Source organism: Candidatus Dormiibacterota bacterium (assembly GCA_035532035.1).
Classification (GTDB): Bacteria; Vulcanimicrobiota; Vulcanimicrobiia; order Vulcanimicrobiales; family Vulcanimicrobiaceae; genus Tyrphobacter.
The window spans coordinates 21,918-43,400 of record DATKRS010000030.1 but is presented as its reverse complement, the minus strand read 5'-3'; the positions used below and the strand labels follow the sequence as shown (position 1 = coordinate 43,400).

The 21,483-nt window shown below is 65.0% G+C and carries 24 protein-coding genes; 3 read left to right on the top strand and 21 right to left on the bottom strand.

Annotation, left to right across the window (positions count from 1 at the left end; genetic code table 11):
- Positions 1-233, top strand: a 233-nt coding sequence (locus VMV82_09955) for a hypothetical protein (GenBank protein ID HUY41877.1), incomplete at its 5' end; no start/stop codon positions are given.
- 677 nt (positions 234-910) lie between these two features.
- Here the strand turns inward: VMV82_09955 and VMV82_09950 are convergent.
- Positions 911-1,240, bottom strand: coding sequence for a hypothetical protein (locus VMV82_09950; GenBank protein ID HUY41876.1), 330 nt, complete (start codon positions 1,238-1,240; stop codon positions 911-913).
- 583 nt (positions 1,241-1,823) lie between these two features.
- On the opposite strand from VMV82_09950, the gene VMV82_09945 reads away from it, so the two are divergent.
- Together VMV82_09945 and VMV82_09940 are read left to right on the top strand one after the other, a co-directional pair.
- Positions 1,824-5,003 carry an efflux RND transporter permease subunit gene (locus VMV82_09945; protein HUY41875.1) on the top strand — a complete coding sequence of 1,060 codons (3,180 nt, stop codon included), beginning with the start codon at positions 1,824-1,826 and terminating at the stop codon, positions 5,001-5,003.
- A gap of 107 nt (positions 5,004-5,110) precedes the next feature.
- A complete protein-coding gene (locus tag VMV82_09940; GenBank protein HUY41874.1) occupies positions 5,111-6,289 on the top strand; it encodes an efflux RND transporter periplasmic adaptor subunit in 1,179 nt (392 codons plus the stop codon).
- 4 nt (positions 6,290-6,293) lie between these two features.
- On the opposite strand, the gene VMV82_09935 is transcribed toward VMV82_09940, so the two are convergent.
- The 20 genes from VMV82_09935 to VMV82_09840 form a co-directional block, all read right to left on the bottom strand.
- The gene (locus tag VMV82_09935; protein ID HUY41873.1) at positions 6,294-6,986 is read right to left on the bottom strand and encodes a TQO small subunit DoxD; all 693 of its coding nucleotides are present in this window, start codon (positions 6,984-6,986) and stop codon (positions 6,294-6,296) included.
- 16 nt (positions 6,987-7,002) lie between these two features.
- The gene (locus VMV82_09930) at positions 7,003-8,157 is read right to left on the bottom strand and encodes a glycosyltransferase (GenBank protein HUY41872.1); all 1,155 of its coding nucleotides are present in this window, start codon (positions 8,155-8,157) and stop codon (positions 7,003-7,005) included.
- The gene (locus VMV82_09925; protein ID HUY41871.1) at positions 8,154-8,432 is read right to left on the bottom strand and encodes a hypothetical protein; all 279 of its coding nucleotides are present in this window, start codon (positions 8,430-8,432) and stop codon (positions 8,154-8,156) included. The genes VMV82_09930 and VMV82_09925 overlap by 4 nt, the downstream gene beginning before the upstream one ends.
- 8 nt (positions 8,433-8,440) lie before the next feature.
- Entirely contained in the window at positions 8,441-9,427 is a 987-nt protein-coding gene (gene mltG / locus VMV82_09920; GenBank protein ID HUY41870.1) for an endolytic transglycosylase MltG, read from the bottom strand.
- Positions 9,424-9,846, bottom strand: a complete 423-nt coding sequence (ruvX, locus tag VMV82_09915; GenBank protein HUY41869.1) for a Holliday junction resolvase RuvX — start codon at positions 9,844-9,846, stop codon at positions 9,424-9,426. Before ruvX ends, mltG begins: the two co-directional genes overlap by 4 nt.
- Positions 9,843-10,583 carry a DNA repair protein RecO gene (gene recO, locus VMV82_09910; protein ID HUY41868.1) on the bottom strand — a complete coding sequence of 247 codons (741 nt, stop codon included), beginning with the start codon at positions 10,581-10,583 and terminating at the stop codon, positions 9,843-9,845. Before recO ends, ruvX begins: the two co-directional genes overlap by 4 nt.
- A 2-nt stretch (positions 10,584-10,585) precedes the next feature.
- Positions 10,586-10,984 carry a cytidine deaminase gene (locus VMV82_09905; GenBank protein ID HUY41867.1) on the bottom strand — a complete coding sequence of 133 codons (399 nt, stop codon included), beginning with the start codon at positions 10,982-10,984 and terminating at the stop codon, positions 10,586-10,588.
- A complete protein-coding gene (locus tag VMV82_09900) occupies positions 10,971-12,296 on the bottom strand; it encodes a hemolysin family protein (GenBank protein HUY41866.1) in 1,326 nt (441 codons plus the stop codon). The genes VMV82_09905 and VMV82_09900 overlap by 14 nt, the downstream gene beginning before the upstream one ends.
- Positions 12,297-12,326: 30 nt before the next feature.
- Positions 12,327-13,001: a diacylglycerol kinase family protein gene (locus VMV82_09895; GenBank protein HUY41865.1), complete on the bottom strand. Its 675-nt coding sequence runs from the start codon at positions 12,999-13,001 to the stop codon at positions 12,327-12,329.
- Positions 12,998-13,471, bottom strand: coding sequence for an rRNA maturation RNase YbeY (ybeY, locus tag VMV82_09890; protein HUY41864.1), 474 nt, complete (start codon positions 13,469-13,471; stop codon positions 12,998-13,000). The genes VMV82_09895 and ybeY overlap by 4 nt, the downstream gene beginning before the upstream one ends.
- Positions 13,468-14,403, bottom strand: a complete 936-nt coding sequence (locus VMV82_09885; protein ID HUY41863.1) for a PhoH family protein — start codon at positions 14,401-14,403, stop codon at positions 13,468-13,470. Before VMV82_09885 ends, ybeY begins: the two co-directional genes overlap by 4 nt.
- On the bottom strand, positions 14,400-14,798 hold the full coding sequence (locus VMV82_09880) for a hypothetical protein (protein ID HUY41862.1): 399 nt from the start codon (positions 14,796-14,798) through the stop codon (positions 14,400-14,402). The genes VMV82_09885 and VMV82_09880 overlap by 4 nt, the downstream gene beginning before the upstream one ends.
- Before the next feature lies 1 nt (position 14,799).
- The gene (gene floA / locus VMV82_09875; GenBank protein ID HUY41861.1) at positions 14,800-15,804 is read right to left on the bottom strand and encodes a flotillin-like protein FloA; all 1,005 of its coding nucleotides are present in this window, start codon (positions 15,802-15,804) and stop codon (positions 14,800-14,802) included.
- Positions 15,805-15,816: 12 nt separating this feature from the next.
- Complete coding sequence (locus tag VMV82_09870) at positions 15,817-17,136, bottom strand: NfeD family protein (GenBank protein HUY41860.1); 1,320 nt, start codon at positions 17,134-17,136, stop codon at positions 15,817-15,819.
- Positions 17,137-17,148: 12 nt separating this feature from the next.
- A complete protein-coding gene (locus VMV82_09865; GenBank protein HUY41859.1) occupies positions 17,149-17,607 on the bottom strand; it encodes a GatB/YqeY domain-containing protein in 459 nt (152 codons plus the stop codon).
- Positions 17,608-17,617: 10 nt separating this feature from the next.
- Entirely contained in the window at positions 17,618-17,791 is a 174-nt protein-coding gene (gene rpsU / locus VMV82_09860; GenBank protein ID HUY41858.1) for a 30S ribosomal protein S21, read from the bottom strand.
- 69 nt (positions 17,792-17,860) lie between these two features.
- Positions 17,861-18,199, bottom strand: a complete 339-nt coding sequence (locus VMV82_09855) for a histidine triad nucleotide-binding protein (protein HUY41857.1) — start codon at positions 18,197-18,199, stop codon at positions 17,861-17,863.
- A 52-nt stretch (positions 18,200-18,251) separates the two neighbouring features.
- On the bottom strand, positions 18,252-19,751 hold the full coding sequence (locus tag VMV82_09850; GenBank protein HUY41856.1) for a copper amine oxidase N-terminal domain-containing protein: 1,500 nt from the start codon (positions 19,749-19,751) through the stop codon (positions 18,252-18,254).
- Positions 19,748-20,764, bottom strand: coding sequence for a glycosyltransferase family 1 protein (locus VMV82_09845; GenBank protein HUY41855.1), 1,017 nt, complete (start codon positions 20,762-20,764; stop codon positions 19,748-19,750). The genes VMV82_09850 and VMV82_09845 overlap by 4 nt, the downstream gene beginning before the upstream one ends.
- Entirely contained in the window at positions 20,761-21,471 is a 711-nt protein-coding gene (locus VMV82_09840) for a glycosyltransferase family 2 protein (GenBank protein ID HUY41854.1), read from the bottom strand. Before VMV82_09840 ends, VMV82_09845 begins: the two co-directional genes overlap by 4 nt.
- Positions 21,472-21,483 lie beyond the last annotated feature (12 nt).

Genomic DNA, 21,483 nt, shown 5'->3' with positions numbered 1-21,483 from the left:
GCTGGCTCCCAGCGTCCTACGGTCCGGAGGATATCCGCCCGTTCTACTTGGTCGCGCGTCCCGGTTTCCTTGGCGGCATGGGAAGCGTCATCGACCTTTTTAGTCCCCAGGTTTGGAATTACAACATGTATTTCAGCCCTGGCGAATCGGATGCTCTATCGGTCTATGCCGATTGGTACATGGTTGGCCATGATCTTACCAAGGCCATGCAGCAGCGCGCGTTGCCAGCGTAGCATTTGGCCTCTAAACAGCGCAGGCGCCTGTTACGGCAGCAGCAGGCGACCCAGCCTCCAGGCGTCGCTACGCTAACAGTCCAGGGAACAATGATCTCGGGACCCCTCCCGAGCGCCCAGCAAATCGAAGAGTATAACCGGAGCGTGCCGGGGTCGGGCGAGATTCTGTTTGCGGAGTTTCAGGCGCAGAGCAAGCATCGGCGCGCAATGGAACGGATAATCATTATATCCGATGCGGCTCGTGCCAACCTCGGGCTTTTGATCGGCGGAGGTATTGGAGTCTACCTGGTCTGGGCAGGTGCCGATCTTCTACGGCACGGGCATTCCCTCCAAGGGTTTTCCGAGATTGGAGTGGCCATTGCCACGGCCGCGGGCCCCTTCGTGTTTCGTAGCTACCTACAATCCCAGGAGCGCAGGCGCCAGCAAGAGGCCTTATCAAGACGAGTGCGCTAAGTGAGGCGCAGCCAATGCTGCCATGTGGCGCAACGGTCGTGTGCCCCTACGTGCGGAACGTGGCGCTCGCCATAGCGGAAGCCAAAACCCTTTTTCAAAATTTCTTCAGTGCTACACAGACCCAAGCTAGGTTCGGTTTTCGCGCGGTCGCTGCCAGCGGTGGCGTTGGGGTTGCCACCCCTTGGCCGCGGCTACCGCGGGACACGTTGTGATAGCGAGCGTAACTAGTTTGGCGCCGTCCATTCCGTGCCGTCTTGAAAGCGGACGGCGCGGATCGAGCATGCGCCTGGGGCGGCGGCAAGCCTCCACGCTATCGTGACGCCGGGCGAGAAAGTGCCGGTTTTCGCGAACTCTGTGTCGCCGATTCGGACGACGATGACGGTTGCCACCTTCTGCGTGGTATTGACGAAAGAGACATCGAACCCGACGACCTGATCCCCGCGCGCCGCACCGAAGATTCCGCCGCCCGTTGCGCTCAGGAATCCATGCCGAGCCCTTACTTTTTGCGCGCATCCTTGCAAGATGATTGGGGGAATCGCGGACGCGGTCGGCAAGCTGCTCAGAACCGTGGGCGCGCCACTTACAGGCAAGGCGCATGCGAACCAGGCAACGCTGGCCACAACCGCTCGAAGCATCATGCTGGTCCTCCCCAAAAGGGGGTGTTCGTTGGGCATGGCGCGCTCCTTTGTCCGGTGGGCCGCGGTGCCCATTCGCCCCCTCGATTGCGGGTGCGCGGTCAGCAACTCGCAGAGTGGTTGCCAAACGGTTGCCGTCGATAGCGGCTCAATGCGGTTCGATGCAACTTACAACAACCGATTTTATTCGGCGTGGCATTCGCTGCGACTCGCTTCGACTCGCACAGGTCAGATTAGCAAACCGCCGCCTTCAGCCGCTCGGCCATCTCTCCGCGAGAATGGCCGCTTAGAGATCGCTGGGCGCCATTCCCGAACGGCATTTCTCGCCGGCCGCGTAACGCGCCTGCGAGTCGGCCACCTCCTCGTCACGGCGGTAGCAAGGGGGTGGCCGTCCGCGCATACTAGGGTTCATGTTGCGTTCATCGGCGGATGCTATACTGCCCCGATGGCACCGATGCCCGATACGCGCAACGCGAGGACCGAGGCATAACGTAAGCGGCCGATGCTGACACGGCTCTTCGTTCAACGGCCAACCCTGGCTGTCGTCGTCATTACGCTCGCCCTCCTGGCCGGTGCTTTTGCATGGCACTCTTTGGTCCAGCAAGAGTATCCCAACGTCGCACACCCTACCATCAGCATTTCAGCGACCTATGCAGGCGCACCGACCAGCGTGATGCGCGACGCTGTGGTCATCCCGATCGAAGAGCAGGTGAGCGGATCCCCGAACCTCCAGCATCTGAGTGCAATCATCGAAGCCGGCCGCGCGTCGATTACGGCTACCTTCGCGCTATCGTCCAACGTCCCGGCCGATTTGACGAACGTGCAGAAAGCCGTGCAGGCCGCGCAATCGAACTTGCCGAGCAGCGTCGCACCGCCGGTCGTGCGCGCGAGCAATCCCAGCCAACCGCACGTCGTGACGATCGCCGTAAGTTCGCGCGCACTCAGCCCCAGCGCTCTCGCGCGAGTCGTCATCAACCATCTCGTCCCAACGCTCGAACAGATCGCCGGCGTCTCCAAAGTCAACGTCACGGGCGACGTCGTGCCCGCATACGAGGTTCGCGTTCACCCGCGTGCGCTGGCCGCCGAAGGTCTCACGCTGAACGACGTCGTCTCGAGCATTGCCGCGAATAACGTTCGCGCGCCCGGCGGCTTCGCATACGAATCGAATCGGCAAACCTCGGTCGACGTGCGGGGAGACATCAGCTCGCCTCAGTCGGTATCGTCGCTCCTGATTCAGAGCAGCGTTCAATCGGCACCCGCGAATACGGTCGGAACGCTCAACCTCTGGACCCAGGTCGCTCACGACGTGAGCATCGGGCAAATCGCGAGCGTACGCGATTCTCACGAACCGCAACTCGACTACGCGTCGGTAGAGGGGCAGCGGAGCATTCTCTTGGAGGTCCGCAAGGCTACGTCGCAATCCGAGGTGACGGTCGCGAACAACGTCCTCGCTGCATTGCCGGCGCTCAAATCCCAATTTCCTCAGATCCATTTCAAAATCATCGAGGTGCAGGCGAAAGTGACCGAGCAACAGCTCGGCGACGTCATCCGCACCTTGCTGGAAGGCGTCGGATTGACGGCACTGGTCATGCTGCTCTTCCTCCAGTCCTGGCGAAATGCCATCGTCGTCATGATCGCAATCCCGGTCTCGTTGGCGGTCGCGTTATTCGTGATGCGTTTGTTGGGTTTGACCATCGACACGATCTCGCTGCTCGCGATGACGTTGGTCTTCGGGATACTCATCGACGGCTCGACGGTGGTTCTAGAGAATGCCGAGCGGCACTACCGAGAACTCGGGCAAACGCCGCACGACGCGGCCGTACAAGCGCGAGCAGAAATTGGAGCCGCAACGATCGTGCTCACGCTGGTCGACGTCGTCGTCTTTTTACCGATTGCGTTCTTGCATGGGCCGATCGGACGCGAGCTCGCAGAGTTCGGCATCGTGGTGACGGTCTCCACGCTGACCTCGCTCTTCGTTTCCTTTACCATTACGCCGGGCCTGGCGGGACTCTGGTCGCTGCACTCGCAGTGGCGGCCGCCCGCCCCCGTGCGGGCCTTTGGAACGGGCTTCGAGCGCGTCCGGCGATGGTATTCATCGCACCTGCTGAACTGGGGATTGCGCCATCCGCAGATCGTGATGGCCATTGCTGCCGCGTCGTTCGGTTTTGCAATGCTCCTGGTACCGACCGGTGTCGTGGGCGAAGAGTTCATTCCGCCGCAAGATCGCGGGGAAATCTACGTACAGCTCGCCTATCCGGTTGGAACGCCGTTGCAAACGACCAAGGCCGCGCTCCTGAGACTCGAGCGTGCAGTGGATCGCATTCCCGATCTGCGCTCGGAGACGACGGTTGCAGGACGCTACTCGGCGCCTTTCGGGCACACGGTTTCGGAATCGAACGTCGGTCAGATTCACCTCTTTCTCCACTACGGGCGCCATCATTCGACGGATTTCTGGGTGCACGACCTGCGAACGCTGGTCGCACAACAGGCGCCGGCGGCCCATGCAGTCGTCATTGCCGCATCGGGGACCGGAGGCGGTAGCGTGCAGCCGATCGACGAGCTCGTCTCGCTACGGAGCGGACACGATCCCACGCCATACGCTCGCCGCGTTTTCGATGCGCTTGTCTCTACGCCCGGCACGATAAATGTCAGCAGCTCCGCTCGCCGGCTCACGCCGCAACTCTCGGTCGTCTTCAACCGCGCCATGGCGCGGATGCTCGACGTGAGCATCGGCGATGCCGCTACGGCCGTCGAGGCGGCCTTCGGCGGCGCAATCGCGTCGCAGTTCAGTACCACCAACGGACTGGTCTACATACAGGTGATCTATCCGCTCGCACATCTGCACGATCCGCGCGCGATCCTGGAAATCCCCATACGCGCGCTCAACGGCTCGATCGTCCACGTCGGCGACATCGCACGTCTTCGCTGGACGCCCGCGCCGCCGCTGATCGTTCGCCAGGACCGCTCGGACGTCGTGCACGTCAATGCAGATGTCGCGTCCGGCTATTCCCTCTCGAGCGTGCAGCACCAGCTGAACGCCAGGATCGCCGCTCTGCACCTGCCGCCGTTCGTGAGCGTGCATGCGACCCCGAACGGCCAGCAGGCGCGTATGAAGGAGGTGCTCACGGATCTCGGCGGCTCCTTGATCCTCTCCCTGATTCTCGTCTTCTTGCTGATGGTCGCACTGTACGATAGCTACCTCTCGCCGTTCATCATCATGTTCGCCGTTCCGGTCGCCGTTTTCGGTGCACTCGGAGCGTTGGCGCTGACGCATCAGACGCTCAATCTCTTCTCTCTGATCGGTTGTCTCATGCTGATCGGCATCGTGACAAAAAACGGCATTCTGCTGGTCGATTACGCAAACACGCTGCGCCATCATGGTGCCGGCAGGCTGCGCGCCATCAAGGAGAGCGCGCGAGCCCGTTTTCGCCCGATCGTGATGACGACCGTTTCCATGATCGCGGCGATGACGCCGCTCGCACTCGCCCTGGAGCCCGGCTCGCAGGTGCGGCAGAGCCTGGGCATCGTCGTCATCGGCGGGATGTCGAGCTCGCTGTTGCTGACCCTCGTTCTCGTCCCGGTGATGTACATGCGTTTTGCGCCAAAGGAAATACGCCACGCCGTGCGGCCGGACGCGCGGGCGGTGCGATCCGTGCAGCGCGGCGCCGGAGAGGTTTCGTGAGGGGCTCGGGCGACGCACGACGCGCACGCGCATATCTCGGGATGGCGGTGGTGGCCCTCTCGCTTGGCGCCTGCGCCGAAAAACCCGCAACGCCGGTTCACCATAGGATGTCGGTTCGTACCAGCGTTGCCGCACCCGCGGTATTGCGGGTTTCCGAGACGCTCGCCGGCCTCATCGCACCGCGTCGCAGCGTCGCACTCTCTTCGTCGTTGCTGGAGCCCGCGACGGCCGTGTACGTGCACGAAGGCACGTGGGTCCGCAAGGGCGAGGTGCTCGCAACGCTTGCAACGGACGATCTCCAGGCGACTCTCGCAGCGGCGCTACAGATGGTATCGGTCGACCGCGCGAAGGCGGCAGAGGTGACGTACCAGTCCAGGGAGGCGCTCGCGCACGGCTCGAGTACCATGCAGTCGGCTCAGTCCCAAGTCGCGCAAGACCGTACGACCCTGCAAGAAGATGTCCTCAACGAGCGTCGCTACGAGGCGTTGGAGCAAAAGGGATACCTCTCGCTACAAGCCCTCGATGCGCAGCGCACGCGCGTCGCATCGGACGAACAAGCGTTGCGCGCCGCGCAAGCGCAGCTGAGCGCGGCGACCGCGGATGTGAGCCTGAACGGCAATCCGGTCGGGAGCTCGAATCAAGGGCTGCTCGCCTCGAACATCGCGGAGGCGCGTGCCCAAGCGCGCGTCGCCGCAGCGCAAGCGCGCGAGATCGAACGTGAGATTGCTCGCGCGGTTATCGTTTCTCCGATAGACGGTATCGTAGTCAATCGCAATCTGAATCCGGGCGAGTACCCTTCAGGGCGGCAAATATTCACGCTGCAAGAGATTTCGCATGTGTATGCCGTGCTCAGCGCATCGAGCGACGAAGCATTTCGGGTTCACGCCGGCCTGACCGCAACGGTAATGCGCAGCGGCGGTTCGCGTTCCCACGCGGTGAGCGGCGTGGTGACTGCGGTCCTGCCACAGGTCGAACCGGGCTCGACGAATTTCGCCATCAAAGTGGACCTCGCCAATCCGACGGGCGCGTGGCAAGCCGGAATGCCGGTCATCGCGACCATCGCTTTGCCGCCGAGGCGCGGCATCACTATTCCCACGACGGCATTCTTGAGCGATCGGCATGACAGCATCATGGTCGTGCGACACGGGCGCGTCGAGGAAGCGCACGTACGGGAAGTGGCATCGGATCCCGGGCTATCGATCGTTGCGGGGCTGCCCCAAGGCGCGCGAGTCGTCGTGGACGGAGCGCTCGGCTTGGCTCCCGGTACAGCAGTCAGAACGCCGTAGGCTGCTAGACGTTCTGGCGGCTCTGATCCACGACCGGACCGGCGGACGCCGGTGCGGCGAACGCGGGGCCGCCATTCGCTCCATTGGGGCCTGGTTCGCGCGGGGCAACCACCGAGGCATTCGCGGAAGGGGCCTCCCCGATCGCCGGCTCCGCGGTGTTGCCGCTCGGCTGCGGCGTCGGTTCGGGCCTGTTCGGCGGCACCGGCATCTCGGGAACCTCGTCGTACGACGAGCTCGAGCGTCGCAGGAACGCGTCGACCCCCAAGACCCGCCCGGCGGGAAGGAGCACGCTGACTGCCGAGAGGGCGAGGGCTGCCGCGCCGAAGGAGGACCAGCCGCCGAGTCCCGCATGCCCTTGATCCAAGACGAAGGCTGCTGCGAGAGCGACGCCGATCAGTCCGCCGAGACGCGTGAAGAGACCGAGCAACAACAGAATCCCGGCAGCGAGCTCGCCGATACGAACGAGCTGCGCGAAAAGCTCGATGTGCGGTTGAACGGTGCCGATGAGGAATGCGTGGTACGGTCCGCTCGTTAGCGCGATCGCCTTCGCGATCGCAGCGCCCATCGAGCCGTTGGGCGGCAGAAATGCACTGCCGTTCGTAAACTTCGGAATGGCGTGTGAGATCCAGAAGACACCCGCGTAGATGCGCAACGCTGCAATGACCCACGCGTAGGTCTTCGCCGACGGGATTCTCACGTTAACCCTCCCTGCGCTACGCCGCGCCTGCCTTCTCCACGATCGCCCGGCTCACGCGGGCTAGCCGGGCAATCAGTGCCGCAACCTCTCGCGCCGCCTGCGGCCGGCCCAGCTTCGCAGCCGCGGCCACCATGCCCGCTCTGCGTTCCGGGTCGGAAAGTACCGTATCGAGCGCGTCCGAAAGATCCGGTAACGAACGCACTCGTACTGCACATCCCGCTTCGACCAGCACGCGCGAATTCCGCTCTTCTTGCCCGGGAAGCGGGCTACAGAGTACGAGGGGTATCCGGGCGGCCAGGGCCTCTGCGGCCGTCAGTCCGCCGGGTTTGGTCACCAGCACGTCGCAGGCGTGCATGTAGTCGTAGACGTTCTCCACGAAGCCTAGCACGCGAACGGGCCGGCCGAGCTTGCGCGCGGCAGCGAGCGCACGGCGCTCGATCCGGCCGTTCCGGCCGGCGATGGCGACGGCGGCGACCGGCGTCCTCGTCCCTTCTACGGCCGCGATCATGCGCTCGAGCGGACCGATGCCCAGACCGCCGCCCATCAGCAGCGCGATCGGACGATCTTGCGGCAGTCCGAGCCGCATGCGCAGCGCTGCACGCGTCTCTTCGCTCGCGGAAAAGCGCGGATGTACCGGAATGCCTGCAGCGACGACCCGTTCGGCCGGAACGCCTCGCGCGACGAGCTCGGCGCGCAACGCCTCCGTGGCGACGACGTAGCCGTCGACGCCCTCCTGCACCCAGAAGCCGTGCACGGCGAAATCGGTCACGATACCCAGAATCGGCGGCGAATCCGCATAGGCGGCCTTGTATTGCGCCATCGCTCCAAACGGGAATGCATGCGTGCAGACGACGATGTCTGGCCGCTCGCGCTCGATCAGCGTACGCAGGTTTGCAGCGGTAAACTGATGCGCCCAGGTACGAAACGGACCGATCTCGGTTGCGCGCTCGGCTCTATGGTAGAGATAGCGATACATCTGCGGTATGGTCTTGACCATCTGCAGGTAGCCGCTCGAGACCACGCGCGAGACGACGAACGCCGCGTACCGGTAGGAGTCGACGACGAGCCCGCGATTCTCCGGCGCGACGTCCTCAAGTGCCGCACAGACGGCATTTGCCGCCGACGAGTGTCCGACGCCCACGTTCGCCGACAGGAAGAGCGCGCGGATCACGCGTCGCCGTCCTCGGACTCGCCGGCGAAATCGAGATAGTCGTCGAGCACGTCTTGGGCGAGGGCGTCATCTTCGAGCAGCTTCCCGTATGGATCGGTGACGATGAAGCTCTCCTCGCCGTCCTCCGGCTCGTGCAGCAGCACGGCGTAGCCGCTTCCTTCTTCCTCGTCTTCGAGAAGCGCCATGACCACAAACGGCAGTTCTCCGCCGCTCGGCGTCTTCACGACCAACGTGTCGTTGACGTCGAGGCGCTTGTCGCCCGCTCCGGAACTCATATCGCCACCTACCTCAAACATCGCGCGACGTTAGCTTGATGCTGCGCGAGGGTCTCTGCGAAGACGTGTCCGCCGCCCCCGCAATACACGTAGTAGAGCGCCTTCGTGGAAGCGGGGTGGAAAGCCGCCTCCAGCGAGGCGCGCCCGGGATTCGCGATCGGCGTGGGCGGCAAACCCGTGTGAAGGTAGGTATTGTACGGCGACCGCACAGTCAAGTCGGCACGCGAGAGCTCCGACTTGTGATGCGGCAGCGCGTATTCGATCGTCGCATCGATCTCGAGCGGCATTCCCAGACGCAGGCGATTGTAGATGACGCCGGCAATCATCGGCCGATCCTTGTCGAGCTTCGCCTCTCGCTCGACGAGTGACGCGACAGTCACGGCCTGCGGCACCGAGACGTGGAGCGCGCGGGCACGTCGCACCGCGTCGGCCGGAAGCGCCGCAAGGAAACCGCGCTCGAGTTGCGCCTCGATCTGTTGCGGCGTCGCACCGACCGGAACGAGATACGTATCCGGAAAAAGAAAGCCTTCCAATCCGTGCGTGCGAACGCCGCCAACCTCGATCGACGACGTCGCAAAGGAGTGCGCGAACGTCGGCGCGTCACCGACGCCCGCCTCTTGTAGTCGCCGCGCGATCTGTTCGTCGGTGAAGCCCTCGGGAATCGTCACCCATTGCGCAACCGCTGCGCCTTGCGTGACGAGCGCATGCAAGACGGTGGCCTCGGTTTCATGCGGAGCGAACCGGTACTCGCCGGCACGAACCTTCGTCTCCTCGCCTCGAACGCGCGCGAGCACGTGGAGGGGCAGCGTATGCGCGATGACGCCGGCGCTGCGCAGCCGTGCGAGGATGTCGTCGAACGACGCTCCCGCCGGAATCACCACGCGCGTCTGCGCCACCGGGCGCGAACGATCGAGGAACGCGCCATAGAGCAGGAGCAGCGCCGCGACGATTGCGACCGCAAGGACGAGCACGAGAAGCGCGCGTACCAGTTTCATTTCTCTGAACGACGACGAGCCAAGAACGTCTCCAAAATCAAAGCAGCGGCCATCATATCGACGGCCCGGCGACGACGATCTCGCGAGGCGTCGGCAGCGATCATCGCCTTCGTCGCCTGCGCGGTCGTCATCCGTTCGTCAACGCGATGTATCGTTCCCGTGAAGACGCGGCGGATGCGCTCCACGAAGTCGTCCATCTTGCGCGCCGCGATGCCGCGTTCCCCGGAGAGCGTCACCGGGTCGCCCACCACGAGGTCGCGCACGCCATAACTCTCCAGGTATTGCGCGATGCGCTCGAGATCGTCGGTCAGCCTCGTGCGCGCGATCGTTCCGATCGGCAGCGCGTAGGTCTCGCTAGGATCCGCAATCGCCACGCCGATGCGCTTTTCGCCCACGTCGAGCGCCATGATCGTGCTCATCGCATCTCCGCAACCGCAGCCGCCGATCGCGGCCGGCGACCCAGATGGTGTGCCACGAGCAGTTCTACGGCCTCGGCGACGCGCGGCAATGCCTGCACCGCTGCCCGGCGGCGCTCTCGAGGCGCGGCGAGCGCGCGGAGGTTCTCGAGCGCGGCCGCGTCGAGTTCGGGCAGGTCGCGCCAGCGCTCGCGGCACGACGCGTCGATGAGGCCGCCCGCTTCGACGTCCACCCACGCGCTCGCGCGGAGCGCGTTGCCGCAGCGAACGCACGCGTCGAGCGGAGGAGCGACGCCGAGCGCATCGAGCAATCGCATCGAAAAACGCGGGACGAGCGTGGATGGAGCATCCGATCGCGCGATGGCTGCAAGCATTCCGACGAGCAGCACGTAGACCTCCGGCAGCGCAAGCTCCGGTTCTGAGAACGCATCTATCATCTCGCAGGCCTCGGCAGCGACGGAGAATCGCCGCGGATCGACGAGCTCGCGCCAGTGTTCGCGTAGGATCTCCGCGCCGGCGATGACGTCGAGCGAGCGTCCGCGATGGATCGTCAGCGTGACCTCGTTTCCGAACTCGAGGCGTCCGCCGACGCGACTGCGGCCGCGCCGGATACCTTTGGCGACCGCTTCGACCTTGCCGTGCTCCAGGGTGAAGAGGATGACGATGCGGTCCGCTTCGCCGAGATTACGCGCGCGCAGGACGATGCCGCGCGCTTTATAGGTCCGCGCCGCCGCCGCCATGATTAGCTGCGCGAGAGCGCTTCGGGTGTGAACGGATACGGAAGCAGCTCGGCGAGCGTCGTCTCGACCACGCCGCTTGGCGATGTGAACGCCACCGGCATGGCGGAATCGAACTCCGCGATGAACTGGCGGCACGCGCCGCAGGGCGCAATCGTCGCATCCTCGGGTCCGGCGACGGCCACGGCGCGAAAACCACGATGGCCTTCCGCGACCGCACGCACCAGCGCCGCGCGCTCCGCGCAAATAGAGAGGCCGTAGCTCGCGTTCTCGACGTTTGCACCCGTGATCACCGTTCCGTCCAGCGTTTCGACGGCTGCGCCGACGGCGAAGTGCGAGTACGGGGCGTAGGCGTTCGCGCGAGCGGCGCGCGCCGCCGCGATCAGACTCCTAGCGGACGGCATCGTGCGCGTTCGCCTCGGCGCGCTCGCCGCCCGTTGCCTGTCCGTCGGCGCTCTTGGCATGAAATACCCGTACCGAGATGATGCGGCGTCCGTGCGCCCGTTCCACGCGCAGGCGCGTGTTGTCGTCGGCCTCGATCTCTTCGCCCTCCGACGGAAGGCGCCCGAAACGCCCGACGGTGTAGCCGCCGATAGTTTCGAAGTCCTCCGTGGGCAACTGCGTCCCCAGGGCAGCGTTCACGTCTTCGACGTTGGTGCGCGCGTCGACGATCGCCTCCTCCGACGAGACCTCCGCGATCGGCTCCTGCTCGTCGGTGTCGTGCTCGTCGCGGATCTCCCCGACGATCTCCTCGAGGATATCTTCCATCGTCACGAGGCCCGCGGTTCCGCCGTACTCGTCGACGACGATCGCCAGCGAGAACTTGTCGCGCTGCATCTCGCGCAGCAACTCGGCGATTCGCTTCGACTCCGGCACGTGCACGGCCGGGCGCATGAGCGCACGAGTGGTCGTCGTCGCCAGCGTTCCGGTCGCAAGCGCGATCATCAGTTCGCGGTCGTGGATCACGCCGATGATGTCGTCCTTGGATTCCTGATACACGGGCAGCCGTGAATGTCCCTCGGAGATGATGATGTCCAGTGCTCGCCGCGGCGACGCGTCCACGGACACCGCGACCATCTCCGGACGCGGGGTCATCACTTCGCGCGCGATCGTATCGCCGAACTCGATCACCGAATGAATCATCTCGCGCTCCTGCTCTTCGATGACGCGCTGCTCCGCGCCGACGTTGACGAGCGCGCGAATATCTTCCTCGGTGACGAAGATATGCTGCACGTTGCGGATCCCGAAGGGGCGCAAGAGCAGAGCGGTGACGAAGAGGAATGCATTGGCGACCGGCGTGAGCACCCACGCGACCGCGCGCATGAGCGGAGCGAGGCGCAGCGACCAGCGCTCGGCATCGCTCGTGGTGACCGTCTTCGGAATGATCTCGGCGAAGAGCAGCACGACGAGCGACATCGCAAGCGTCGCGAAGACTGTAGGGTACGGTAGATCGAGCGACAGCGCGAGAGCGGTCGCGATGGAGCTCGCGCCAAGCAACGCAACCGTGTTTCCGATGAGTACGCAGGTGAGAAAGCGATTGCGATCGTCGCTCAGGCGCACGATGTCGTTCGCGCCGCGCAGACGCCGTTCGGCCATCGTGCGCGCACGCAAGCGCGAGACGGAGATCAGCGCAGCCTCGGACGCCGAGAAGAACCCGGACATGACGATCAGCACCACGAGGGCGACGACGTCGAGTGCGTCGGTGCCGTGGGTCATAGCGGGGGCTCGCCGTTCAAATCTGCGCCATTATAGCATACGCGGGTCGTGCGCTAGGAGGCAGAGACACGCCGCGCCGGCGCCCAGCAGCGGCCCCGAGAGGATCGCTACGGCGAGCGGGCGGCGCGTCACGCTCACCGCGAGAGCGAAGAGTATCGCCGCGGACGCAGGCCAGTAGCCCAGGCTCGCCGGCGCCGTAAAGGCGACGAGCGCTGCGATCGTCCACGGAACGGTCGCTCGCCCGCTGAACGCGGCACCGTATCGTGCCTTCAGCAGCACCGCGAACAGCGCGCTGAGGCCGAGCGCAGCAACGACTGTTTGCGCGTCGAGCGCGGGAACTGCCGGCGCCCGGTACCCTGAGACCCATGCAGAGATGAAGATCGCAAGCCCCGCGAGCACGGCTCCGACCGACGCGACGAGCACCGCGCCCGCAGCGGCGTCCTTCGCGCGCTTTGCAACCGGATGCAGCTCGAGCGTCGCGAGATCGACCTGCGCCTCGATCGCGGTATTCATCAACTCCAGACCGAGCACGAGCGCGACGAGCAGGACGACGACGACGAAGGCCCACAGGCTGACGTGAAGCGCGAGCGCCACCACGAACGCGGTCGCAGCAACGATCAGGTGCACGACGAGGTTCGGTTGAACGCGTGCGGCGGCGACGATGCCGTCGAACGCGTGCGTGAACGATAGGGCGAAGCGCCTCATCTCGCGCGATAGGGCCACGGCATGCCGATGCACTGCGCCAAGCGACGCTCTTCCGCCTCCATGACGTTGCGCTCGCGGGACGCGTGATGGTCGTGCCCGATCAAATGCAAGAGACCGTGAATCAGCAGCCGCTCGAGCTCGCGTTGGAGCGGCGCGCCGTAATCGGCGGCTTGACGCTTCGCCATGTCCACGCTGATGACGACGTCGCCGAGGATGTCTTCGGGAGGGCCATATCCCGAAGACTCTTGCGCAGGCGTATGTTTCTCCCTCATGGGGAAGGACAAGACATCCGTTGGCACGTCTTTGCCGCGGTGACGATGGTTGAGCTGGCGCATCGTTTCATCGTTCACGAGCGAGAGCGACACCGAAGACCCCTCTTCGCCGAGCGCCTCCATGAGGCGGCGCGCCGCGGCCTTCAGCGAGCGGCCGTCGGCACCGCCGCGCCGCACGTCGTTGCGAAAATGGATCACTGCGACGTGTTGCCGTAGGCGCGCACGATGCGCGTCACGAGCGGGTGACGTACCACGTCGCCCTCGCCGAACTCGATCACGGCGACGTCTTCGACGCGTGCCAGGCGCTGCGCCGCATCGAGCAGGCCGCTCGTGGCGCCGATAAGATCGATCTGCGTCACGTCCCCGACGACGACCATCTTCGATCCGGAGCCAAGGCGCGTGAGAAACATCTTCAACTGGCCGCCCGTCGCGTTCTGTGCCTCGTCGAGGATGACGAACGCGTCCGAGAGCGTGCGGCCACGCATGTATGCAAGCGGCGCGACCTCGATCGTGCCGCGTTCCATGTAACGCGCGACGACGCTCTCGTCGAGCAGCTCGCCCAGAGCGTCGTAGAGCGGGCGCATGTAGGGGTCGACCTTTTCGCGGAAATCGCCAGGAAGAAAACCGAGCTTCTCGCCGGCTTCGATTGCGGGACGCGAAAGCACGACGCGCGCGACCTCGTGCGCTTTGAGCGCACGCACGGCCATCACGACCGAGAGAAATGTCTTCCCGGTGCCCGCCGGCCCGATGCCGACCGTCAGCGTGTTGGCATCGATCGCCTCGACGAAGCTGCGCTGGCCCGCGGTCCGGGGGCGAATCTCGCGGCCCCGCTGCCCGCGCAGCAGCGTCGCCGCCAATGCGCGGCCTCCGCCGCGCTCGGTGTCCGCGACCGCAAGCGCCACGTCATGCGGCGTGATCTGCGTTCCCTCCATCGCCGCCTCGAGCATGCTCGTGAGCGCATCCGCGGCGCGCTCGACGTTACGCTGCTCGCCGCTGAGCACGAGGCGGTCGTCCTCCGTGCGCAGCCGGACGTCGAGTCCTTCTTCTAAGGCAGACAAGTTGCCGTCGTATTCGCCGAAGAGCCGAACGCGATCCGCCAAGCGTTCGAGGCTGATGCTGCGGGACGTCAAACGATCGAGGTCCACTCGCGCAGTGCGCGAGGTGGACCGAGCACTTCGAGTGCGATGATACCGCGCGCCACGGGCGAGCCTCGTTCGAAGACGCTTCCCGCCGAAAGCAAGCGCCGTCTCGGCGCACTGACGAGAAGCGTTGCGAGCGCAGGCGCCCGTGCGGGCGCTGCCGGCGGTACCGGAAGAGGAACCACGACGCGTTGCCTGGAGCCGCCCCTCGACACGCCGGTCCTCAACGAAGGCGGCGGAGGTGCTAAAGGCGGCGCAGGCGGTTGCGCGGGCGAGCTCTGCTCCATGCGTCCGGCCGTGCGCTTCACGCTCCGGACGACCGACGAGATCACAGCGATAAGGATGAAGACGGCCCAGATCAGACCGCCGAAATCCTGAACGTTCACGCTACGGCGTCATCGGAGGCGGCTGTTGAGTCGCCTCCGACTGCGGCGGCGTCTCCGACGCGCCGATCGAGCTACGCATTTCCGTGTCTGCCTGAATATTCCTCAAACGATAGTAGTCCATCACCCCGAGGTTGCCGCTGCGAAACGCTTCCGCGATCGCGAGCGGTATCGATGCTTCCGCCTCGACAACCTTGGCGCGCATCGCTTGCGTGAGCGCCTTCTGCTCTTGCTCGCCGGCGAGCGCGGCGTACTGCCGTTCCGCAGCCTTGGCCTGTGCAATGCGCCGGTCGGCCTCCGCTTGGCTCGTCTGCAGCTCGGCTCCGATGTTCTTTCCCACATCGACGTCCGCGATGTCGATCGAGACGATCTCGAAGGCGGTTCCGGCGTCGAGCCCCTTCGCGAGCACGGCCTTGCTGATCCGGTCGGGGTACTCGAGCACCTCTTTGTGGTCGACGGCCGCGCCGACCGCGGCGACGACGCCCTCGCCCACGCGCGCGATGACGGTCAGCTCGCCGGCGCCGCCGACGTAGCGGTCGAGGTTGCTGCGCACCGTGACCCGCGCCTTGACGTTAAGCTGAATGCCGTTTTGCGCGACGCCCTGGAAGGTCGGCGTCTCGATGACCTTAGGATTGACCGATGTCTGGACCGCCTCGAGCACGTTGCGTCCGGCGAGGTTGATGGCGGCTGCGCGCTGCCACTCCAGCGGGAGCTGGGCGCGCTGCGCTGCGATCATCGCGAGCGTGACCGCCTCCACGTTGCCGCCGGCGAGATAATGCGACTGCATCGGATCGATCGTCACGTTCAAGCCCGCTTTGCGCGCGCGCACGTAGTTCGTAACGATGATTCCCGGAGGAATGCCGATCAAGCGCATGCGCACGAGCGTGATGATGCCGATCGGCACGCCGGCAGCGATCGTACGGATCCACAAGCCGAGCGGAAAGTAGTAGAGGAACATGATGAAGAGGATGATCGCGAAGAGGACAATGATGCCGGTCACGAGTGCCACGAGAAGAACTCCTTATGTGGGGCCGAGCCCGGAGCCGGGCTCGACGAAGATGCGCGCGCCTTCGACGCGCGTGACGCGAATCGGCGTACCCTGCGCGACGTATTCACCCTCGGTGAGAACGTCGATACGGCGGCCGTCGATGGAGGCGACGCCCGCGGGGCGAAGCTGTGAGGCGGCGATTCCAGTGCGACCTTTGAGGTCGCCGAAATCGCGACTTGAAACGTAATCGCTCCCCTGCGCGTACGTGAGCGCGAGACGATGCATCCATGCGTTCTCCGGCAGCACGCGCAGCAGGAGCAGAAAGACGACGATCGTCAGCGCGATGGCGGCCGCCAACGTCTCGAAGGCCACCGCGATGTTTGGAATGCCGAAGGCCAATACGACCGCCGCGACGAGCGCGATGCCCCCCAAGACACCGGGAAACGTGTGCCCCGGCACGACGTGTAGCTCCCAAAGGATGCCGATGAACCCAAGCACGGCGAGCGCGACAACGCCCCAGTTCGAAAATCCTGCGTAGACGTGCGTTCCGAAGAAGAGTCCGAACGCGATGATCGCGATGAGCCCGGCTATGCCGTGCAGCGTGTAGAGTTCCACCATGATGCCGAGCATGCCGATGGAGAGCAGCAGGCCACTTACGGTCGGGTCGGTCGCAAAACGTGCGAGGCGCTCCGCCCACGTCAAGTGCTCGTGCAGACGCGAGTTCGCGTTCAAATGCACGGCCGCAAGCGCGGCGTCGAGCGACGGCTCGACGGCGATGGCAACGTGATAGCGCAACGCCTGCACCGTGTTCAGCGTCAGGATCGTTCCGGCTGCTTTAAGCCCAGGGATCGCGATGCTGCGATTGACCATCGCGCCCGCGATCGTCGGGTTGTGATGATTGCGCTGTGCCGTCGACTCGAACTCGGCGGTCAGTGCCGAAACTTCCTTGGGCGTGTTCGGAATCGGCTCCGCTGCGCCGATCGAGGCGCCCGGCGCCATGATGATCCGCTGCGCCGAGAGCGTGATGAGCGCCGCCGCCGAGTACGCGCGCTCGCTGACATACGCGATCACCGGAACCTGTGCGGAGCGCAGTGCGTCCTCGATATCGAAGACCGACGAGACGAGGCCGCCTGGGCTGTCGACGTCGAGCACGATCGCCGCCGCGTGCTCGCCGTTCGCCTCCGCGACGGAGCGCTGCACGAGATGTGCCATCCCATCGTCCACCGTTCCGTGGATGGGAATAACGACGATCGGGGCCGACGCCGGGGCCGAAACGGCTTGCGCGCAAAGCGACGCAATCCCACACAAGAGGAGTCCGAGCCATATCCCGGCTCGCAGGCGAACCGCCTTCATCTTCGTGAGGGACTACTTGCTTTCGCGGGCCTTCAGCGCCTCCTGGACGATCTCGGCGACGAGCTTTCCATCTGCGAGGCCGCGCAGCTGCGGCATCACCGCCTTCATGACGGCACCTTGATTGCGCTCGCCGGCAGGCAAGGTTGCCATCGCCGTCGCGACGATCGCGCGCACCTCATCCGCAGATTTCTGCTGCGGCAAGTACGCCAGAAGCACCTCGCGTTCGGCGCGCTCCTTCTGCGCGAGCTCGGTCCGGCCCGCCTTCTCGAACTCCTCGATCGAGTCGGCGCGCTGCTTCACGAGCCTGCGGACGACGTCGAGCTCCTCCGCATCGGTCGGCTCCCTGCCCGTCTCGCCACGCTTGTACGTGAAGCCGGAGATCGCAGAGCGCAGCGTATCGGCTCGGAGCTGGTCGCGCGCTTTCATCGCCTCACGCAAGTCAGAGGCGAAGCGATCCTTCAGCAAGCCCATCGGAGATAACTCAGACGCGACGCTTGCGAGCGGCGGCTGACTTCTTTTTTCGGCGCACACTCGGCTTCTCGTAATGCTCGTGTTTGCGAGCCTCGGCGAGGATGCCGGCTTTCTGGGTGGCCTTCTTGAAGCGCCGCAGGGCGCTCTCAATCGATTCACCCGGCGCGATGCGGACTTCCATTATTCAACCCCCTTTCCCGGCATATGAGCCCTGCGTACCTTATCACAGGGCCGGGGGAGCGTCAATTGTGCGCTATCCGGGCGGCCAGCTCATGTGGCGACCTGCGAGGACGTGCACGTGCACGTGGTCGACGGTCTGCCCGCCCTCGACTCCAGTGTTCACCACGAGCCGGAACCCGCGGGAACCGAAGTCACGCGCGAGCTTTGTCGCAACCGCCACGACGTGCCCGAGCAATGCTTCATCACCGCCGTCGAGAATGTCGGCCACGGTCGCGTAGTGCTTGCGCGGCAGCACCAAGACGTGCTTCGGGGCCTGCGGGTTGACGTCGGCGATGGCAATCGCGTCATCGTCGCGGTAGATCTCGTCCGCTGGAATCTCTCCGGCAACGATCTTACAGAAAAGGCACTCCATCGATGCATCCTTCGACAAACTTCGGATGACGCTTGCTGGGCGAATCGCATGCCTATCGTATGATGAAGCTCCAGGACTTGGTTGCCGTGTTTCCCGCTTCGTCGGCGACGCGAACGCGAACGCGAACGGCGCCGCGCCGATACGCCGTCTCGGGCAGGTACTGAATGAAGTTCGCCGTGCGAACGCATTCCGGCGTTACGTCCCGGCCGTTCACCTCCAAGCGAATGCTCGATGGATTGACCGGCACGGCATCGGTGACGAAGGTCGCATAGATCGCGGGGGCGTTCAGCGTCACGGTAGCACCGTCGCTCGGTCCGACCGTTGAGATGCCCGGTGCCCGACCCGACGCGGAGAGCGTCTGCGCCGCGCGCGCTTCCACCGAGCTGCCGTCGTGCATCTGGAGGTGCGCTACGATCGGCGTATCCGCGAAGTTCGCGTTTGCGGCAATAGCGTAGCTTCCAACGTACGTTCCCGGTGCGCGTTCCGTCATCGCGATGCCAGCGACGTACGCACCGATGTCGAACGTGGCGGCGCCGCCGGGAGCGCCGTGCATGGTCACGTTCAGCGTGTCGCCGGCACGCAGCGGGTGCGTTGCATCGATCGTGACGTCACTGATGTTCGCGCTCCCGCTTTGTCCGCTCGTCGGCTCTGCCGCGCGCTCGGCGACGATCTCGCGGACCTCGCCCGTCTCGACGTTGTACCGCACCGTCACGCGATCGCCGGCGACGAGATCGCCGAACGACGCCGGCTTTCCGTTCAACGATACCTCGGTATCGCGATCGGGCGCGATAACGTGGCCATCTTGCATCAAGAGCTCGTTTGGGTTCACGACCGCGACCACGCCGTACCGAGAACCGTATTCGTCGACGACCGACGTCACGGTGCCGTCCGAGCGCATGGCGATCTCGGCATAGTCTCCGGGCCGGATGTCGGTGAGCTCGCCGGGGATGTCGATGTCGACGCCTACGTCATGCATCGTGATCAGCGCGTTGTTCGAAATCGGAATCGTGCGAACGGACCCATTGAAGGAAAGGGTCACGGTCGGCGGCGCGGAGTCGACGTCGACCGCCGTTACGGTTCCGACGTTGACCGTGCGGTTGCCGACGGTGAAGTCGCCGAGTCCGGACCGGCCGACGAGCTGCGAGACGATCGAGACGACGTGCTCGCGGCGATTGAAGGTCGCCTCGGCACCGAGCACCGACGTGAAGAAACGCAACGGCGCGTAAAAGACGCCGTTACGGCGCGTCGCCGGCGCATCTAACAACACGCGCGCGCCGTCGACCGTGGCAATGCGGCTGCCGTCGCGCAACACGACCGTCTTCTCGCCCACGTGCGTGATCATGCTCGAGCCGAGGGTGCTGAAATCGAGTCCTAGAGCGTGTACCGTGCGTTGCACCGGAACGAGCAGGATCCCACGGATCAAAAGCGGCGGCGGCTCGAGCGGCAGCGTCTCTCCATTGATGACGATGCCGATCTCCGGTGCCGGGGCGGCGCGGTGCACGGCGGTCAGAGCGAGCACGGCTGCGACGAGGAGCGCGGCGCGCCAAATCATGCGAGCACCTCGCGATAGACATCGGCGGTTGCGCGCGCGCACCGATCCCACGTGAACTTCCGTGCGAGCATCTGCCCATGATTGACGAGCCGGGCGCGCAGCCCCTGGTCGTCCAGAACGGCGGCAAGGCATTCCGCAAGCATGCGCACGTCTCTGGCCCGAAAGGTCAGCACCGCGTCTTCCAGCACGGCGGGCACGGCATCCGCGCAGACGACGACCGGCGTTCCCGCGGCCATCGCCTCGAGCAACGTCAGGCCAAAGCCTTCGCGCAGAGCGGGGTGCACGAGGGCGCTCGCTCCGCGATAGTACGCCGCGAGCTCGGGCACGGAGAGCTCTCCGAGAACGCGCGCGTGTCGCCGCTTCGTCGACGCACGCTCTAGAGCGCCGCCAAAGTCATCCGGGCCGCTCATGTAGAGATCCACCTCGTAACGCTCCGGAAGAGAGCACCAGGCCTCGAGCAGCGTCGCCAAGTCTTTGTGCCTGCGATGATTCCCGACGTACAGAAAGTACGGGCGTTCTCCTGCGTGCGCGTCGGCGCCTGGAGCCGGCGCAAAGAGCTGCGGATCGACACCGAGGGCAACGACGCGAATCTTCGCGTGGTCGACGCCGAGAAAACGCTCGATGTCGTCCACGGTGCGCTCGTCCGCCGTTATGACGCGTGCCGCGCGCGCACAGGCTCGCCGCACGACGAAGCGATAATACCACGCCGCTTTACGCTTGAAATGCTGCGGAAAGCAGAGGTGGATGACGTCGTGCAGAGTGACGATGGAGCGTACTGGCACGACGAGCGGCGTGTATTGTGAAAGAAAATGAACGAGGTCGACGCCTGCCTTCGCGATGGCGAGCGGCAGCGCGACCTGTTCGCTCCAGTCGAAGTTTCCTCCCTGCGAGAACGTCGCGTACGCAAACTCGGGTGCCACCAGGGGAAGCTTCGCACACATCTCGCGCGCGTAGAGTTTCATGCCGACGGACATCTGCCGCGAGAGCCGAGCGTCGAGCCCGACACGCTTCATCGCGCTTTGCGGCACGCCACGTACCGGTAGCGCGCCGACCAATACGCGGCGGCGATGCCGCGGCCGCCGTCGAGAAGCGCGCCTTTCAGGAGCAACAGGCGTAGCCAGCGCGGCCACACGAGTAACCATTCTTGCGCGGTGCGCAGGGGCGAAGCATGCAGTGCGGCGGCTTCGAGATCCGTATAGCGCTCGAACTTCGCGCGGTACGAAGCGGCATCTGCATAAGAATAGTGCAGCAAGGTTCCACGCAGCTCAGCGACCGGGCCTTCACAGACCCAGCGTTCGTGCACCTGAGCGCTGCCGCCCGCGGCGCAGCTCCCTTTCAAAAGCGCGCGCCCGGTACGAAAGAGGCGCACGAGAGGCTCGTTTTTCCACATGCGCAGGGCCTTTCCACAATAATACGTCGAGCGGCGCACGATGTAGCCGTCGACGTCGCCGTCTGCGCAGAGGATTGCGTCGCGCAGCGCGTCGTCGAGCGCTTCGTCGGCGTCGATCATGAAGGTCCACGGCGTCGCAACGTTCGACGCCGCAATACGACGCGTGTCGAGAAAGCCCGTCCAATCTCGTTCGATGACCTGCGCGCCCGCGGCACGGGCAAACTCGACCGTTCGATCGCGCGAGCGCGCGTCGATCACGAGCACCTGCATACCGCGCGGCAGGCTCGTCAACGCGCGGGGAAGATTGCGCTCTTCGTCACGAGCGAGGATAACGGCGGTGAT

Coding starts and splice junctions, on each gene's coding strand:
- VMV82_09870 (HUY41860.1), bottom strand. CDS start 17,136: ATGAAGGCGGTTCGCCTGCGAGCCGGGATATGGCTCGGACTCCTCTTG.
- VMV82_09945 (HUY41875.1), top strand. CDS start 1,824: ATGCTGACACGGCTCTTCGTTCAACGGCCAACCCTGGCTGTCGTCGTC.
- VMV82_09895 (HUY41865.1), bottom strand. CDS start 13,001: ATGAGGCGCTTCGCCCTATCGTTCACGCACGCGTTCGACGGCATCGTC.
- ruvX (HUY41869.1), bottom strand. CDS start 9,846: ATGAGCACGATCATGGCGCTCGACGTGGGCGAAAAGCGCATCGGCGTG.
- VMV82_09925 (HUY41871.1), bottom strand. CDS start 8,432: ATGAGTTCCGGAGCGGGCGACAAGCGCCTCGACGTCAACGACACGTTG.
- VMV82_09850 (HUY41856.1), bottom strand. CDS start 19,751: ATGATTTGGCGCGCCGCGCTCCTCGTCGCAGCCGTGCTCGCTCTGACC.
- VMV82_09845 (HUY41855.1), bottom strand. CDS start 20,764: ATGAAGCGTGTCGGGCTCGACGCTCGGCTCTCGCGGCAGATGTCCGTC.
- mltG (HUY41870.1), bottom strand. CDS start 9,427: ATGAAACTGGTACGCGCGCTTCTCGTGCTCGTCCTTGCGGTCGCAATC.
- VMV82_09905 (HUY41867.1), bottom strand. CDS start 10,984: ATGCCGTCCGCTAGGAGTCTGATCGCGGCGGCGCGCGCCGCTCGCGCG.
- recO (HUY41868.1), bottom strand. CDS start 10,583: ATGGCGGCGGCGGCGCGGACCTATAAAGCGCGCGGCATCGTCCTGCGC.
- VMV82_09900 (HUY41866.1), bottom strand. CDS start 12,296: ATGACCCACGGCACCGACGCACTCGACGTCGTCGCCCTCGTGGTGCTG.
- VMV82_09865 (HUY41859.1), bottom strand. CDS start 17,607: ATGGGCTTGCTGAAGGATCGCTTCGCCTCTGACTTGCGTGAGGCGATG.
- VMV82_09855 (HUY41857.1), bottom strand. CDS start 18,199: ATGGAGTGCCTTTTCTGTAAGATCGTTGCCGGAGAGATTCCAGCGGAC.
- VMV82_09940 (HUY41874.1), top strand. CDS start 5,111: ATGTCGGTTCGTACCAGCGTTGCCGCACCCGCGGTATTGCGGGTTTCC.